Annotated in this window: 13 protein-coding genes; 5 read left to right on the forward strand and 8 right to left on the reverse strand. The window is 63.3% G+C overall.

The window, feature by feature from the left end; translation table 11 throughout:
* Positions 1-82: 82 nt before the first annotated feature.
* Positions 83-2,782: a pyruvate, phosphate dikinase gene (gene ppdK, locus PLAV_RS03710; RefSeq protein ID WP_049767699.1), complete on the forward strand. Its 2,700-nt coding sequence runs from the start codon at positions 83-85 to the stop codon at positions 2,780-2,782.
* Between the two features lie 460 nt (positions 2,783-3,242).
* Positions 3,243-3,980, forward strand: a complete 738-nt coding sequence (locus PLAV_RS03715) for a cell wall hydrolase (protein WP_011995644.1) — start codon at positions 3,243-3,245, stop codon at positions 3,978-3,980.
* Between the two features lie 25 nt (positions 3,981-4,005).
* Here PLAV_RS03715 and PLAV_RS03720 read toward each other — a convergent pair whose 3' ends face one another.
* The 7 genes from PLAV_RS03720 to PLAV_RS03750 form a co-directional block, all read right to left on the reverse strand.
* On the reverse strand, positions 4,006-4,830 hold the full coding sequence (locus PLAV_RS03720; protein WP_011995645.1) for an SDR family oxidoreductase: 825 nt from the start codon (positions 4,828-4,830) through the stop codon (positions 4,006-4,008).
* Between the two features lie 71 nt (positions 4,831-4,901).
* Positions 4,902-5,771, reverse strand: a complete 870-nt coding sequence (nadC, locus tag PLAV_RS03725; protein WP_011995646.1) for a carboxylating nicotinate-nucleotide diphosphorylase — start codon at positions 5,769-5,771, stop codon at positions 4,902-4,904.
* Positions 5,768-7,381 (reverse strand): L-aspartate oxidase, encoded by a 1,614-nt coding sequence (locus PLAV_RS03730; protein ID WP_011995647.1) that lies wholly within the window; start codon positions 7,379-7,381, stop codon positions 5,768-5,770. Before PLAV_RS03730 ends, nadC begins: the two co-directional genes overlap by 4 nt.
* A 27-nt stretch (positions 7,382-7,408) precedes the next feature.
* Positions 7,409-8,485, reverse strand: a complete 1,077-nt coding sequence (gene nadA, locus PLAV_RS03735; protein ID WP_011995648.1) for a quinolinate synthase NadA — start codon at positions 8,483-8,485, stop codon at positions 7,409-7,411.
* A 187-nt stretch (positions 8,486-8,672) separates the two neighbouring features.
* Complete coding sequence (locus PLAV_RS03740; protein ID WP_011995649.1) at positions 8,673-9,047, reverse strand: hypothetical protein; 375 nt, start codon at positions 9,045-9,047, stop codon at positions 8,673-8,675.
* Between the two features lie 15 nt (positions 9,048-9,062).
* Entirely contained in the window at positions 9,063-10,118 is a 1,056-nt protein-coding gene (locus PLAV_RS03745) for an NUDIX hydrolase (RefSeq protein ID WP_011995650.1), read from the reverse strand.
* A 7-nt stretch (positions 10,119-10,125) separates the two neighbouring features.
* On the reverse strand, positions 10,126-10,674 hold the full coding sequence (locus PLAV_RS03750; RefSeq protein WP_011995651.1) for a tyrosine phosphatase family protein: 549 nt from the start codon (positions 10,672-10,674) through the stop codon (positions 10,126-10,128).
* Between the two features lie 170 nt (positions 10,675-10,844).
* Between PLAV_RS03750 and PLAV_RS03755 the strand changes: the two genes are divergently transcribed.
* Positions 10,845-11,657 (forward strand): dienelactone hydrolase family protein, encoded by an 813-nt coding sequence (locus PLAV_RS03755; protein ID WP_011995652.1) that lies wholly within the window; start codon positions 10,845-10,847, stop codon positions 11,655-11,657.
* A 3-nt stretch (positions 11,658-11,660) separates the two neighbouring features.
* On the opposite strand, the gene PLAV_RS03760 is transcribed toward PLAV_RS03755, so the two are convergent.
* The gene (locus PLAV_RS03760) at positions 11,661-12,272 is read right to left on the reverse strand and encodes an HD domain-containing protein (protein WP_011995653.1); all 612 of its coding nucleotides are present in this window, start codon (positions 12,270-12,272) and stop codon (positions 11,661-11,663) included.
* 158 nt (positions 12,273-12,430) lie between these two features.
* Here PLAV_RS03760 and PLAV_RS03765 point away from each other — a divergent pair, with 158 nt between their 5' ends.
* Both PLAV_RS03765 and PLAV_RS18720 read left to right on the forward strand, forming a co-directional pair.
* Entirely contained in the window at positions 12,431-14,962 is a 2,532-nt protein-coding gene (locus PLAV_RS03765; RefSeq protein WP_011995654.1) for a Lon protease family protein, read from the forward strand.
* Positions 14,959-15,834: a hypothetical protein gene (locus PLAV_RS18720; RefSeq protein WP_143710161.1), complete on the forward strand. Its 876-nt coding sequence runs from the start codon at positions 14,959-14,961 to the stop codon at positions 15,832-15,834. Before PLAV_RS03765 ends, PLAV_RS18720 begins: the two co-directional genes overlap by 4 nt.
* Position 15,835: the final 1 nt, after the last annotated feature.

The following is a 15,835-nucleotide window of genomic DNA, read 5'->3' on the forward strand; positions in this document are numbered from 1 at the left end:
CCGCGAGGGGGAGGTGTTTGAAGTGAAGGCCCTGGCTCTGTGGCCGGGCTTTCGTGTGACGGCCAAACCAAAGGCGAGTGCGATGGCTGAGAAGAAGTGGGTTTATTCCTTCGGCGACGGCAAGGCGGAAGGCGCGGCGAAGTTGCGCGACCTTCTGGGCGGCAAGGGCGCGAACCTTGCCGAGATGTCGAATATTGGCCTGCCGGTGCCGCCCGGCTTCACCATCACCACGGAAGTCTGCACCGCCTTTTATGAAAACGACCGCGCCTTTCCCGCCGGACTGAAGGAACAGGTCGAGAAGGCACTCGCCGATATCGGCAATTCGGTCGGCGCGCATTTCGGCGATGCCGCGAACCCGCTTCTCGTTTCCGTGCGCTCCGGCGCGCGCGCTTCCATGCCCGGCATGATGGACACGGTGCTGAACCTCGGCCTCAACGACGAGACGGCGGCGGGCCTCGGCAAGCGCGCGGGCGACGAACGCTTCGCCTATGACAGCTATCGCCGTTTCATCTCGATGTATTCGGATGTGGTGCTCGGCGTCGAGCATCACAATTTCGAGGAGATACTGGAGTACTTCAAGGAAGAGCAGGAATATTCGCTCGACACGGAGCTCTCCGCCGACGACTGGAAGAACGTCATCGCGCGCTACAAGGAGCGCGTGCAGGAAGAGCTGGGCAAGCCCTTCCCCCAGGATGTGAACGAGCAGATCTGGGGCGCGATCGGCGCTGTATTCGGTTCGTGGCGCAACCGCCGTGCGGAAACCTATCGCCGCCTCCACAACATTCCCGAAAGCTGGGGCACCGCCGTCAACATCCAGGCGATGGTGTTCGGCAATATGGGCGACACGAGCGCCACGGGCGTTGCCTTCACGCGCAATCCCTCGACCGGCGAGAAGGCCTATTACGGCGAGTTCCTCGTCAATGCTCAAGGCGAGGACGTGGTGGCAGGCATTCGCACGCCGCAAAGCCTGACCAAAAAGGCGCGCCTCGAAGGCAACGACAAGAAGCCCTCGATGGAAGAAGCAATGCCGGACGCATTCGCGGAACTGGCGGCGACATTCGAGCGGCTTGAGAAGCACTACACGGACATGCAGGACGTGGAATTCACCGTGCAGGAAGGCAAGCTCTGGATGCTGCAGACGCGGAGCGGAAAGCGCACGGCGAAAGCGGCATTGAAGATCGCCGTCGAAATGGTGGGCGAAGGGCTGATCGACGAGAAGACGGCGATCGGCCGCGTCGATCCCGCCTCGCTCGATCAACTCCTGCATCCGACGCTCGACCCCGATGCGCCGCGCGATGTATTGGCGACGGGCCTGCCCGCCTCGCCCGGCGCGGCGTCTGGCACGGTCGTCTTCAATTCCGACGAAGCCGCCGCCATGCGGCAGGCGGGCAAGGACGTCGTACTCGTGCGCGTCGAGACGAGCCCGGAAGACATCAACGGCATGCATTCCGCTGTCGCGATCCTGACGACGCGCGGCGGCATGACGAGCCACGCGGCCGTCGTCGCGCGCGGCATGGGGCGGCCTTGCGTCTCCGGCGCGGGCTCCATCCGCATCGACTACAAGACCGAGACGTTCACGGCCTCGGGCGTCACCGTGAAGAAGGGCGACATCATTACGGTGGACGGCTCGACCGGGCAGGTCCTCAAGGGACAGATACCGACGTTGCAGCCGGAACTCTCCGGCGATTTCGCGACATTGATGACATGGGCGGACAAATATCGCCGCATGCAGGTGCGCACCAACGCCGAAACGCCGCATGACGCGGAAACAGCGCGCAAGTTCGGCGCCGAAGGCATCGGCCTCTGCCGTACCGAACACATGTTCTTCGACGAGGACCGCATCGTCGCCGTGCGCCAGATGATCCTCGCCGATGACGCGAAGGGACGCCGCGCGCCGCTTGAGAAAATCCTGCCGATGCAGCGCGACGATTTCCGTCAGTTGTTCGAGATCATGCAAGGCTTGCCGGTGACGATCCGCCTGCTCGATCCGCCGCTGCATGAATTCCTGCCGAAGGGCGACGAGGAAATCGCGCAGGTGTCGGAAGATACCGGCATTCCGGCCGACAAGCTGACGCGGCGCCTCGCGGAACTCGCGGAGACGAACCCGATGCTTGGTCATCGCGGTTGCCGCCTCGGCATTTCCTATCCCGAGATCTACGAGATGCAGGCACGCGCGATTTTCGAGGGCGCGCTTCTCGCGGCAAAGGAAACGGGCGCCCCGGTGATCCCCGAAATCATGATCCCGCTTGTCGGCATGAAGACCGAACTCGACTTCCTCAAGGCGCGCGTCGTGGCGGTGGCCGCGGAAGTTGAAAAGGAACAGGGAAAGAAGCTCGAATATTCCGTCGGCACCATGATCGAGCTGCCACGCGCGGCGCTGATGGCGCGTGAAATCGCCGCCTCCGCCGAGTTCTTTTCCTTCGGCACCAACGACCTGACACAGACGACCTTCGGCATCAGCCGCGACGATGCCGCGCAGTTCATGAATGATTATCTGGGCAAGAAAATCCTGACCCAGGATCCCTTCGTTTCGCTCGATATCGACGGTGTGGGCGAGCTTGTGCGTCTTGCAGCGGAGCGGGGCAGGGCGGCACGGCCCGACATCAAGCTCGGCATCTGCGGCGAACATGGCGGCGACCCGGCATCCATCGCCTTCTGCGAGGAGGTGGGCCTCTCCTATGTCTCCTGCTCGCCCTACCGGGTGCCGATCGCACGTCTCGCAGCTGCACAATCGGCTCTTGCCGTTGCGTCAGGTGCGGCGCAAGGCAGCGGCACCGCCTGACGGATGCCGGCATTATCCGTGAGCGGAATGTCCCGTATCGGGATAGATCGTGTACGGAGTATTAACGATTATGACTAAATTGAGTCAATCTCGTTAATGTTTGAGTCGCGTGAAAATGCATTTTGCATAATGATTTAACCACGCGCACACGACACATAATCACTGTGAATACAATTTGTCGCAGTGTAAAACCTGTTGTGGTTCAATGACATAGCCCTTGGCGCTAATACTGCCGCAATTATGACATTGTTGCGCCGGAATCCCCATGTTACTTCCCCCTCGCTGTTAATGACTAAGTGATTGCCCAGGTGTCGATGCGGCATCGGGCTCTGGCACGTTTATAGCGGTGCTGTCCGACAGGCTCTGAGAAGGCTCTCGCGAGAGGGCCGGGTGGTTCTCCAAAAGTGGCGAGCGCACCAAGGGGTCTGCAAGAACAACAAAGCAGACGGTTTAGAGAACGATGCGTAAATTGTTTCAATGGCTCGACCTGGGCCACATTGTCGGCGGTGCTGCCCAGACGGCTGCTGCACTCGTGTGCCTCGGTGTGGTCACCAGCACCGTCGTGGGCGCCATGAACACGCCGACCCCGCATATCGAACCTCTGCCCAATACGGCGCCCCTCGTCGCCTATGCGCCGTCTCATGGCCGCGACCTCGCAGGCGCCTTTGTGGGCGACGACGAGACGCTGGACGCCTATGTGGAGAACGCAAGCATCATCCTGCCGTCTCCGGGCGTCCCCATGGACGTGGATACGCCCCTGGTGCAGCTGAAGGCCCGTATGCTGGAAGAAGAGCGCCGCTGCCTCGCCGTCGGCATCTATTTCGAGGCGCGGGGCGAATCGACCGAAGGCCAGCTCGCCGTTGCACGCGTGATCCTCAATCGCGTCGGTTCCGCGAATTATCCCGACAGCATCTGCGGCGTCGTCTATCAGGGCGCCAGCCGCTCTACCGGTTGCCAGTTCTCGTTTACCTGCGACGGCAAGCTGAGCAAGGTGCCGAACGAACGCCGCGCCTGGGCCAAGGCGCGCCGGACCGCGCAATATGTGACGATGGGCAGGGATGCCGATCCGACGCTCGCACCGGCGATGTTCTACCATGCCGACTATGTGCAGCCTTACTGGGCCTCTGGCATGGTCGAGGTCAAGAAGATCGGCCGCCACATCTTCTATCGCCCCGCCGGCTCCGAGGGAAAATCCTGATCCCCCGGGCGGCTTGCGGTGCGGCCTAGCCCTTCGCGGCGTCTGCTTCCATCTGCTTGAAGAGCGGCGCCAGCGGCCCCGACATCGCGATCTGCTGACGTGTCGTCTCGGGCGCATTGCCCGCCGCCTTGTCGAGCTCCACAAGCTCCGGCGGCACGAACCAGTGCAGCTTGTCCGAGCCATAGGCCTCCCACACAACCTTCGCCACTTCGACTGGCGGTATCGCGCGGAACATGCCTTCCTTGGGCGCATTTGCGGCCGCGCCTTCCGGCAGGATCGGCGTGTCGATAAGCCCCGGCAGCACATCCGCCGCGCGCACGCCGATGAGGCGGAACTCGATGGAGAGTGCTTCGGTGAGGCCCTTCACCGCGTGCTTCGTCGCCGAATAGACGGCAATGCCCGGCATGCCATAGGTCGCCGATGACGAGGATGTGGTGAAGCAGAGCGAATTCTTCGTCGCTTTCAGAAGCGGCAGCGCCGCGTAGATGCCGTTCAGCACGCCGACGAAATTCACATTCACGACGGCCAGAATGTCTTCAAACGGCATCTGCTCGAAGAGCCCGCCGCGGCCGATGCCGGCATTGTTGAAGAGCAGGTCGAGCTTGCCGCCGGTCGCTTCGCCGAACCTTGCAACCGCTGCGTCGAACGCCTTCTTGTCCGTCACATCGAGCTTCGCGACGACGCAGTTCTCGGCGCCAAGCTCCTTTTCCAGCGCGGCCAGACCTTCGCCGTTCACATCATAGCCGCCGACAAACCAGCCTTTGCCCGCAAAGAGCCGCGCCGTTTCGAGCCCCATACCGGAAGCCGCGCCCGTGATGAAAATACTCTGCCGCCCGTTCGCTTGTCCCATGATCGTCTCCCGCTTTTTATGTTCTGGATTTTGTGGACCGTAGTCCACTTTTGCCACACGGGGAAGCGCGATCAGGAGGCCGTCAGGCTTTCGAAATCGAGGCCGACATCGAGACAGGGCGCGGAATGCGTAATCCAGCCACAGGAGATGAGATCGACGCCCGAGGCGGCGATGGCAGGCGCCGTAGCGGCTGTGATACGGCCAGATGCTTCCGCGACGGCGCGTCCGCCGATGCGGCGCACGGCTTCGGTGAGCATCTCCGGCGTCATGTTGTCGAGCAGCACCGCGTCCACACCCACGGCAAGCGCTTGATCGAGCTGGTCGAGTGTGTCCACCTCGACCTCGATCTTGACCATGTGGCCGCTCGCCGCCTTCGCGCGTGAGATCGCCGCTTCGATGCCGCCCGACATGGCGATGTGGTTGTCCTTGATGAGAACGGCATCGTCGAGGCCGAAGCGGTGGTTCATGCCGCCGCCGGCGCGCACGGCGTATTTTTCGAATATGCGAAGGCCTGGCGTCGTCTTGCGCGTGCAGCAGACATGCGCTTTCGTGCCTTCGATGGCACGGGCGATTTCGCGCGTCGAGGTCGCGATGCCCGACATATGGCCGAGGAAATTCAAAGCCACGCGCTCGCCCGTGAGAATGCCGCGCGCGGGCCCTTCGATGGCGGCGATGGTGTCGCCCGGCTCGACATCCGATCCATCGGCTTTCACCACCGCGACCTTGAGCGACGGATCCACTAGGCGGAAAGCCATGCGCGCGCAATCGAGCCCCGCAACACGGCCGGGCTGGCGCGCATTGATGAGCACGCGCGCCTTCGCCTCCGCCGGCACGGTTGCCTGCGTGGTGATGTCGCCCGCGCGGCCGAGATCTTCCGCCAGCGCGGCGCGCACGGCCGGCTCGATCATGAGGGCGGGCAGGGGCGTCAGCTGAAGCGTCATAGGCAAGCCTGTATCTCTGCCGCGCCGGCCGCGGGGGCTTCGGCGATGGCAGCATCCGCAATCCGTGCCGCTTCCTTCAGCGTGATGAACGTGCGGTGCCGCCAGGGCGCGCGTGGCGAGGCGAAGTCGCTCCGGTAGTGGCCGCCGCGGCTTTCCTCGCGCGCATAAGCGGCGGCGGTGACAAGCTTCGCCGTCGTCGCGATATTGCCGAAAAGGCTCGCCGGTCCCGCCGCGCGCTCAAGCCGCGCAATCTCCCCAAGCGCGAATGCAAGACCGCCCGCGTTGCGCTCGACGCCGACATGCGCCGTCATGATCTGGCGTAGCTGCGCCAGCATCGGCGCGTCGGGTATCGCAGCCGATGCGAGAACCGGGGGCGCGACATGCGCGCCCGCGCGTGCGCCGGGAACGCAGCCGTCGATGTCGGTGGCGATGCGTGCGCCGAAGACGATGGCTTCGAGAAGCGAATTGCTCGCGAGCCTGTTCGCGCCATGCATGCCGGTCGAGGCGACTTCGCCACAGGCCCACAGCCCCTCGATGCTGCTGCGCCCGCGCGCATCCACATGGATGCCGCCCATGTGGTAATGCGCGGCCGGTGCAACGGGGATGGGCTGGCGCGCCGGGTCGATGCCGAGCGACATGCAGGTCTCATAAACGGTAGGGAAGGTTGCCGCAAATTTCTCGCCGAGTGCCGCGCGTGCATCGAGAAAGGCACCGCGCCCCGCCTCGATCTCGCGAAAGATCGCGCGCGCCACGATATCGCGCGGCGCGAGTTCGGCGTCGGCATGAATAGAAGGCATGAAACGTCGGCCCATATTATCGATCAGGATTGCGCCCTCGCCACGTAGCGCTTCCGTGACCAGGGGCGCCGGATCGCGCGTGGAAGCAATAGCGGTCGGATGGAACTGCACGAATTCCGGGTCTGCGATCAGCGCGCCCGCGCGCGCCGCCATGGCAACGCCTTCGCCGCGTGCCTGCGGCGGATTGGTCGTGACGGCAAAGAGCTGGCCAACGCCGCCACTGGCGAGCACCACGGCACGCGCCTTGATGAACAGCGGTTGCGGCGCGGTCGCGGCATGAGCAGGCCGCGCGAAAACGCCGGCGGCACGCCCGTTTTCTATGGCGAGCTCATAGGCTGACAATCCTTCCATCACGCGAATGGAGGGCGTGGCGCGCACGGCGGCAACAAGCGCCTGCATGATCGCCTTGCCCGCCTGGTCGCCCTTCACGCGGACGATGCGGCGATGGCTGTGCGCAGCCTCCCGCCCCGCCGAGAGCTTGCCCTCTATGTCGCGGTCGAAGGGGACACCGAGCTTCAGCAAATCCTCGATGCGAAGCGCCGCCTCCCGCGCGATGGAAAGCGCGGCTTCCTCGTCCACCGTGCCGGCACCTGCCGCGATCGTGTCTGCGGCATGGGCTTCGGCCGTATCGCCCGGCTCTATGGCCGCCGCGATGCCACCCTGCGCCCAGGCGCTTGACGCGCCGTCGCCTATGGGCGCGCCCGCGAGAACGGTGACGGGGCGGGGACTGAGTTTCAATGCCGTGAAGAGGCCCGCAAGTCCCGCGCCGACGATCAGAACGTCGCCGGCATCGACGATGTTGCCCTGCGCCATGATGGCGTCTCCTGTGCGATCCGCGGCCTAGTTGCCGAGATTGATCATCCGCTCGACCGCCGCCCGCGCCCGTACCGCGACGGCGGGATCAACGGTCACTTCCTCGCGCATATAGACGAGGCTTTCGAGAATGTTCTTCAGCGAAATCCGCTTCATATGCGGGCAGAGATTGCAGGGCCGCACGAACTCGACATTTGGATTTTCCACCGCCACGTTGTCGCTCATGGAACATTCCGTCACCATGACGACGCGCTTCGGCTGGTTTTGCTTCACCCAGTTGATCATGCCGGAGGTGGAGCCGGAGAAATCGGCTTCAGCCACGACTTCCGGCGGGCATTCGGGATGCGCGATGATGACGATGTTCGGATCGTCGCGGCGATAGGCACGCAGTTCCTCCGCCGTGAAGCGCTCATGCACTTCGCAATGACCCTTCCAGGTGAGGATTTTCACATTCGTCTGCTTGGCGATGTTCTTCGCCAGGAACTCGTCCGGAATGCAGAGCACGCGGTCGACGCCGAAGCTCTCGACGATCTGCAGCGCGTTGGATGAGGTGCAGCAGATGTCGCTTTCCGCCTTCACGTCAGCGGAGGTATTCACATAAGTGACGACCGGCACGCCGGGATAAGTCTCGCGCAGCAGCCGCACATCGGCGCCGGTGATCGAGTCGGCAAGCGAGCAGCCAGCCTTCACATCGGGAATGAGAACGGTCTTCTGCGGATTGAGCAGCTTCGATGTCTCGGCCATGAAGTGCACGCCGCACTGGACGATGACATCGGCATCGACCTTCGCCGCTTCCTTGGCGAGCTGCAGGCTGTCGCCGGCAATGTCGGCGACGCAATGAAAGATTTCCGGCGTCTGGTAATTATGCGCGAGCACAACGGCGTCGCGCTCTTTCTTCAGCCGGTTGATGGCATGGATATAGGGCGCGAAGAACGGCCACTCGACCGAGGGAATGACGCTTTTCACCTTCTCGTAAAGCGGCGCCATCTCCTTCGCGAGGCCGGGCGTATATTCAAGCTCGGGCATTTCCAGCGGCTTGAACCTGCGCGCTGCCGCGGGCGTTGCGCTGCCCGTCTTGTGCTGCATGCTACCTGCGAGGGCCATGATGACCTCCCTGTTCGCTGCCCATATATACTCACAGTGAGTATATATAAGGGATCAAAAACACCGGCACCGAGAAAGGGGCCGGGCTCCATTGATAGATATGCTACGCTTGAGCATTATCAAGCGTCAACAAGGAATATCCGGCTGTTTCCACCTTGGCTGTTCAAAAGGGAACAGGCCAGAAAGGTCAATGTTTTCCTGTAGTTGAATAGAGGTAGCCGCCAAGGGCGCCAAGCGCGATATTGGCAACGAGTATGGCAGCCGTGAACGCCGTGGCGGGAACGAGAAAAGTCATGGCGATTAGACCCCACACCACGTTGAGGAAGGGCGACAGGGCGCCATGCAGAACGGGCTGCGCCGGGGCGAGCCGCGCCGCCAGATAGCCCGCCGCAACCGGCGCCGCGAGCGCCAGCATCGAGAACCACGACTGCTCGAAATCAGCCGCGGTTCCACCGCTGAACAGCAGCGGATAGAGCGCGCCCAGCACCATGATGAGAACGAGCATCAGCACGAAGCCGAAGATCGAGCTGATGAGAATTGCCTTGATTGAAATGCCGTTCATGGCCGCTCCCGATAATCAGCTATTTGCCCGGCTGCGCGAAGGCGCAAGCCTGAGGCCCGGCGCGGGGCGCTCGTTCAGCACCTCGCGGCGGAAACGGAATTGCTCGGCGGGCCGCCCGCCCGTCCGCGTCGACATGCGCCCTGTTCGTTCCACAAGGCCGGCATTTTCGACCAGCCGCCGGAAGTTCTGCTTGTGGACATGAAGGCCCAGAAGCGCCTCCACGGTCTTCTGCAGTTCATAAAGCGTGAAAGCCGGTGGCATCAGCTCGAAGGCAACGGGCCTGTATTTGATTTTTGCACGCAGCCTGCTCATCGCGGTCGCGAGAATGCGCCGATGGTCGAACTGCATAGGCCGTCCAAGCTGCGGCGCCTGTCCGTTGAGAAGTTTCTGCGCATTAGGGCGTTCGTCCCGCGCCGCTTCGAGCAGAAGGCCCGCGCTGTAGAGAAGTTCGTAACGCTCCAGCGCTTTCTCATCGTCCCACGGCACGCCGTCGACGCCGAAGCAGAGCCGCATCCGGTCGCGCCGCTTGCCGCGTGCGAGTTCTTCGGAAGAGGCTTCGTTTTGCCGTCCGGCCCATTCCCGAAGAAGCGGCACGATCACCTGGTCGATGATAGGCGGCTTTCCGTTGCGCCAGTCTTCCCATGGGAAGTGCTGATACCAGTCTCGCCACGCCGCGCCTTTCAGCGTTTCGTCATGGCTCCGCGTCAATGCGAGATAGCCGACCGAAACCACATGCTCCCCCGGCGCTTCCACTTCCAGCGAATGCCGCCCCCGATCGCCGAACGTGTAGAGTTGTTCGACATAGCCGAGATCGAGGCTCGTCTGTTCCTGCACCCATGAGCGCAGGCCGATTTCCAGCGTGCGATGCTGCGTCGGATTGAACGGCCCGAAAGGCAGCGCATCCCAGCCGCTCGCGCCATCCGTTTCACTATGCGGCACGACGAGAATTTTCGGTTCGTCGTCCGAGACGGTGACGATGGCAGCGTTGAGGCCAATAACGACGGACTTGTCCGCGCGCATCGCTGCCTCGGCGTTGGATTGTACGGAAGGCTTCGCCCGCGCCTTGGTCATTCTGTCCTCAGCGGCTTCGCGGGAAGCGGGCTGTCGAAAGGTCATCAGCGGGGCGCAGTGGGATCGCGAAAAGTTCGCCTTCCCAACAGGCGCGTCCCGGTCCGAGCGCCTCCACGGCCGCCGACATGCGTCCCTCGCGGGCGAGCAGTTCATCCGCCAGCTTGACCATCAGCCGGTTGGGGTGTGCGTGGGAACCGCAACTGCGCACAAGCTGCGCGAGTTCGTCCTCGGGGTGTTCTTCGTTCAATGCGCAAAGCGTGATGAAGGCGGCAGCCGTGGACCGGCTGATCCCGGCCCAACAGTGAACCAGCAGGGGCTGGCGCTGGTCCCACCCGCGCACGAAATCGATCAGCGCGGACACATGCTCGGTGCCCGGCGGCACGAGATCGTCGATCGCTTCCGCGATGTCGTTGATGCCGATCCGCAGGTGCCGGTCGGGCAGGATGCCCTCCGGCGTACCGATCATCGTTTCGGGGTCGAGCAGGCTCACGAGATGCGAGGGCCGCACTTCGCGGATCGCATCCTCGACCGCACTGAGGGGGCTTACATAGATCATCTGTTGCTCGTCATCGGCTGGGTTATGCCGGAATCGATCATATTTCCCTGATAGCACAGATTTGTGCAAAGCTAGGCCAAAATCCAGATTTGACAGCACTTTATCCTTTCAATCCCGGTCAAATAGGTTGTCAGATAGGCTCAAGCTCGAATGCGGGATGTGGGGGGAATATGAAGCGCATAATTATGACACTCGCCGCTTTGACGGTGGCGGGCGGCCTGGTCACGGAGGTTCGGGCCGAGACGCGGGATTTCACCGTCGATGTTTCCGACTACGCAGCCGAGCGCGAGCTGGAGATCGATGTGGAACTGTCTCTTCCCGCCGGGCGGAAGACCTGGCCGGTCGTCTTCGTGCTGCATGGTTGCGATGGCATAACCCGGTTTTCAGCGCCTACGCTGAAAAAGCGGGCGGCGTTTTACAGGGACCGTGGTTTCGCTACCGTCATACTCGATAGCTGGCGCCCGCGCGGGATCGACAATGTGTGCACGCCCGGCGCCGCCGACACCGCCCTTTATCTCGATCCGGTAAACCGCATCTCCGACATCGAGGCCGTCACTTCTCACATCGCGACGCTTGACGGCTTCGACGGCCGGATTGTGGTGGATGGATTGAGCCATGGCGGATGGACGGCGCTCAGCATCCTGTCGTCTCCGGGCGATGAACCGCTTCAGGCCGAGGTCGCCGGTATCGTCGTCTGGTATCCGCCATGCGGCATCGTGGACGCTACGCATCGGACACCGACGCTGATCTTCTCGGGCGGAAAGGACGCACACCCGGCAATCAATCCGCAGGCTTGCGTCGAAGAAGGAGAGCGTTACGGCTGGGTTGAAACCGTTCTCTTCAAGAATGCCACCCACGCCTTCGACTATTCCTATACCGGCCCGTCCGGCGGCCCCTCGGGCTTCATCCGCCACGATGCGCAGGCGACGCATGAAGCCTATCTCCGGCTGGAGGACTGGCTGAAAGAACAAGGCCTGCCGTAAAGGTCAGCTCTCCGTCAGTTCGGCGAACCGCGCCAGAAAGCGCGCCTGAGCTTTCTTCGTCGGCAGCGGCGAGAGCGCGATCGGCGTAAGCCCGCGCGGGCGGCCAAAAATTTGCGCGGCTTCAGCGTCGGAAAATCCGGCGATCTGGGTTGCCTCGAAGAAGGCCGATGCCTTGTCGGCCCGCTTGATCGTCTCCTCAACAGTCTGCGGCAATTCGGCGGGCAGGCCGAAACGCATATGGATCGCGGCGGCGAGCCGGTGCTCGAACGCCTTGTAGTCGATCCCGAGCGCCGCCTTGAACGGGCTGATCATATCGCCCACCACATACTCCGGCGCATCATGTAGCAGCGCCGCAAGCCGCCACTTCACCGGCCAGCCGGGCCGGAACCGGACGCAGATATCGTCCACCAGCACGCAATGCTCGGCAACGGTGAAGGCATGGTCGCCCTTCGTCTGTCCGTTCCACCGCGCCACTCGCGCAAGTCCATGCGCGATATCCTCGATCTCCACATCGAGAGGCGAGGGATCGAGCAGGTCGAGCCGCCGCCCGCTCAGCATACGTTGCCAGGCGCGGGGTTTGGGGGTGCTGTCGCGTTTCTTGTCGGACGGAGCCATGGATTGCCCGATGTGAAGTTGAACGCGCAACTTAGGCGGCGGGTGAAAGCTTGTCACCCGGCTGATCCGTCGCAGGGCGGAGTGTTTGCCCCGGACAGCAGCGCAGCCTAAAGTCATGGGAAGAAACGCCTGCGGCATGCCGCTGAAACAGGAGGAACATGGCTGTCGAACCCATTCCCGCGGAGATGCTGTATCGCGCCTGCGACGTGAGCCAGTTCGCGTTCGAGAACACGGCGGAGCTGGGCGAGCATGCGGGTCTTGTCGGCCAGGAGCGCGTGCTTGATGCCTTGCGCTTCGGCACCGGCATTCGCCGTCAGGGCTACAACATCTTCGTTTTGGGGCAGAACGGCGCCGGCAAGCATGAGGCGGTACTGCGCTTCCTTTCCGGCATCGCGCTCAAGGAGCGCGCGCCCTCCGACTGGGTCTATGTCAACAATTTCAGGACGCCCCACAAGCCTGTCGCCCTCGAGCTTGGCGCCGGTACCGGCCGCGCGCTGAAAGAGGGCATGGCCCGTCTCGTCGATGATCTCAAGGTCACCATCCCCTCGATCATCGAGAGCGAGGAATATCAGAACCGGCGCCAGTCCATCGACGAGGAATATCAGGAAAAGCAGGAACACGCCTTCGAGGAGCTGCGCGCCAAGGCCGAGGTGCAGGAAATTGCGTTGCTGCGCACACCCGCCGGCTTTGCGCTCGCGCCTGTGCAAGACGGCAATGTGTTGAAGCCGGACGAGTTCAACAAACTCCCCGAGCAGGAGCGCAAACGGATCGAAAGTGTCATCGAAACGTTGCAGAAGGAACTTGCCGAAATCATCGAGCATGTGCCGGGTTGGGAAAAGGAACATCGTCAGCGAGTTCGCGCGCTCAACCGCGAAGTCGCCGAACGCGAGGTGAAGCGCGCCATGCGCGAAGTGCGCGCGCTCTTCGAGGGCATGACGGCGGTCGCCGCCTGGCTCACGGCGGTGATGGGCGATCTCGTTGAGAATATCGGCATGTTCGCAAGCGGCGGCGATGCGGTGCCGGAGCAGCAGCGCGCGATCGTCACCATGCAGGCTGCAATGCAGGGGCGCGGTCCCGACCTTGGCGCGAGCGACCCCTTCCGCCGTTACGAGGTCAACATCGTCGTCGACAACAGCAATGAAGCCCGCAAGAGCGGCTCCTCCAAATGGCGCGCGCAGGATATTGCCGATGCGGGCGGTTATATCGGTGGCGGCGCACCGATCATTTATGAAGACCATCCCACGATGGCGAACCTGCTCGGCCGCGTCGAGCACATGCCGCAAATGGGCGCGCTCGTCACCGATTTCACACTCATCAAGCCGGGCTCGCTTCACCGCGCGAATGGCGGCTATCTCCTTGTCGATGCGCTGAAGCTTCTGCGGGAGCCGCTTGCCTGGGAAGCGTTGAAGCGCGCCATCCGCCGCCGCAAAGTGGTAATCGAAAGTGCCGGCGAATATATGAGCCTCATCAGCACCGTGACCCTGGAGCCGGATCCGATCCCGCTCGACATCAAGATCATCCTTTTCGGCGATCGTTATCTCTATTACGTGCTGAGTAACAACGATCCCGACTTCGGCGAGCTTTTCAAGGTCGCCGCCGACTTCGAGGACGAGATCGATCGCGAGCCAGAGAACGACCTGCTCTATGCCTGCTTGCTCGCCAGCACCTGCCGCGATGAAGGACTGTTGCCGCTCGACCGTTCCGGCGTCGGCCGCGTCATCGAGCGGTCGTCGCGGCAGGCGGAAGATGCCGAAAAACTTTCCACCGTCATGCGTCCCATCGTCGATCTTCTCTGCGAGGCCGACCATATCGCGCGCAGCGAAGCCGCGACCGCAATTTCGGCGCATCACGTCGATGAAGCCGTGGATGCGCAGATCGCGCGCGCCGACCGTTTGCGCGAGCGCAGCCTCGAGATGATCACGCGCGACATCGTCATGATCGACACCGAGGGCGAGCGTGTCGGCCAAGTGAACGGTCTTTCGGTCCTCTCCATGGGCAGCGTCTCCTTCGGCCGCCCGAGCCGCATCACGGCGCGGGTCCGCATGGGCCTCGGCAGCGCCCGCGTCATCGACATCGAGCGCGAGGTGGCGCTGGGCGGGCCGATACACACCAAGGGCGTGCTCATCCTCTCCGGCTACATCTCGGGTCAGTTCCTTCCCGCCATCCCGCTCTCCATGAGCGCCAGCGTCGTCTTCGAGCAGTCTTATGGCGGCATAGACGGCGACAGCGCCTCTTCCGCGGAGCTCTATGCGCTTATCTCCGCGCTTGCCGAAGCACCCATCGCGCAAGGCCTTGCCGTCACAGGCTCCGTCAATCAGCTCGGCGAAGTGCAGGCGATCGGAGGTGTAAACGACAAGATCGAAGGCTTCTTCGATATCTGCATGCGCCGCGGTCTTACCGGCGATCAGGGCGTGCTGATCCCGGCTTCCAATGTGAAACATCTCATGCTCCGCCAGGACGTGGTGGATGCGGTGGAGCGCGGCATGTTCGCGATCTATCCCGTCGAACACGTGGAGGAGGGCGTCGAGCTGCTGATGAGCGCGCCCGCGGGTATTCGTGGTGCGGACGGGCATTTCCCCGCCGGCAGCATCTATGCGCGCGCCGAGCAAAGGCTCGCGGCCTTCGCGGACAACCAGATACGCTTCGCCCAGCGGCCGGATGACAATACGCCCGGCAGGAAGGGGGCGTGATGGCGGCATCGGGACCTTCCAAAAGCACAATGCCGCAGGAAGCCGAAGCACCGCAGGCCCGCGTCGTCATCGGCCTCGACACGTCGCTTGTCGCGCGCGAGGCGCTGTCTCTCGCCGCGCGGCTCGCCGCCTCGGTCGATGCGCGGCTGAAGGGCGTCTTCGTCGAGGATGAGAACCTGTTGACGATGGCGGATCTTCCCTTTGCCCGTGAGATTTCCTTTTCCGGCGAGGTGCGGAGCGTCGATCCTGAACGCATGCTTCGCGCCATGAAGGCGCAGGCCGAAAGCGCACGGCGAATGCTCGCGCGCATCGCCGCCGAAGCGCATGTCGATTGGAGCTTCGACGTCCGCCGCGGTCGTCCGCTCGCTTCGCTTGCCGCCGGCGCCGGTGCTTCCGATACGCTTGTTCTGCGCTCGCATGGCGCTACCTCTCTTGAGGTTGGCCGTGCTGTCCGCGCGGCCACGCGTGACGCGCATGCGGATGTGCTGCTTGTCGGGCGCGGCGTCGGCGTCAGGGCCTCGCTTGCCGATACGCCGCCGGTCCCGCGCCTGCAGGCCGTCATGCCGGGCCGCCCTCTCATCTCCGTGGATGAAGGCTCAAGCATCGGCGAAAGCTGCAGCGCCTTCGCCGAAAGGCTGGCCCAGCGGATTGGCGCTCCCTTCCGCCGTTTCGCGGCCAAGGGAAAGTCGCCCGCCGACCTCGCAGAGGGCGCGCGCGGCAGCGGCGCCGGGTTGATCGTGGTCAATGCGGCCTGGCTCGGCGATGATGACGATGCCGCTCGCCTTTCCGCGGCTGCGGGATGTCCGGTTCTTATTCTGGGTTCGGAACGCGCGCCGGGCGGCGCGCCGTTAAACAAGGAAGATGGAGGCTGAT

The organism is Parvibaculum lavamentivorans DS-1 (genome assembly GCF_000017565.1).
Classification (GTDB): domain Bacteria; phylum Pseudomonadota; class Alphaproteobacteria; order Parvibaculales; family Parvibaculaceae; genus Parvibaculum; species Parvibaculum lavamentivorans.

What these genes read in the sequence shown, in the direction of transcription:
- PLAV_RS03760 (WP_011995653.1), bottom strand. Translation starts at nt 12,272, where the DNA reads ATGGCTCCGTCCGACAAGAAACGCGACAGCACCCCCAAACCCCGCGCC.
- ppdK (WP_049767699.1), top strand. Translation starts at nt 83, where the DNA reads ATGGCTGAGAAGAAGTGGGTTTATTCCTTCGGCGACGGCAAGGCGGAA.
- nadA (WP_011995648.1), bottom strand. Translation starts at nt 8,485, where the DNA reads ATGGCCCTCGCAGGTAGCATGCAGCACAAGACGGGCAGCGCAACGCCC.
- PLAV_RS03720 (WP_011995645.1), bottom strand. Translation starts at nt 4,830, where the DNA reads ATGGGACAAGCGAACGGGCGGCAGAGTATTTTCATCACGGGCGCGGCT.
- PLAV_RS03715 (WP_011995644.1), top strand. Translation starts at nt 3,243, where the DNA reads ATGCGTAAATTGTTTCAATGGCTCGACCTGGGCCACATTGTCGGCGGT.
- PLAV_RS03765 (WP_011995654.1), top strand. Translation starts at nt 12,431, where the DNA reads ATGGCTGTCGAACCCATTCCCGCGGAGATGCTGTATCGCGCCTGCGAC.
- PLAV_RS03755 (WP_011995652.1), top strand. Translation starts at nt 10,845, where the DNA reads ATGAAGCGCATAATTATGACACTCGCCGCTTTGACGGTGGCGGGCGGC.
- PLAV_RS03730 (WP_011995647.1), bottom strand. Translation starts at nt 7,381, where the DNA reads ATGGCGCAGGGCAACATCGTCGATGCCGGCGACGTTCTGATCGTCGGC.
- nadC (WP_011995646.1), bottom strand. Translation starts at nt 5,771, where the DNA reads ATGACGCTTCAGCTGACGCCCCTGCCCGCCCTCATGATCGAGCCGGCC.
- PLAV_RS03740 (WP_011995649.1), bottom strand. Translation starts at nt 9,047, where the DNA reads ATGAACGGCATTTCAATCAAGGCAATTCTCATCAGCTCGATCTTCGGC.
- PLAV_RS03745 (WP_011995650.1), bottom strand. Translation starts at nt 10,118, where the DNA reads ATGACCAAGGCGCGGGCGAAGCCTTCCGTACAATCCAACGCCGAGGCA.
- PLAV_RS03750 (WP_011995651.1), bottom strand. Translation starts at nt 10,674, where the DNA reads ATGATCTATGTAAGCCCCCTCAGTGCGGTCGAGGATGCGATCCGCGAA.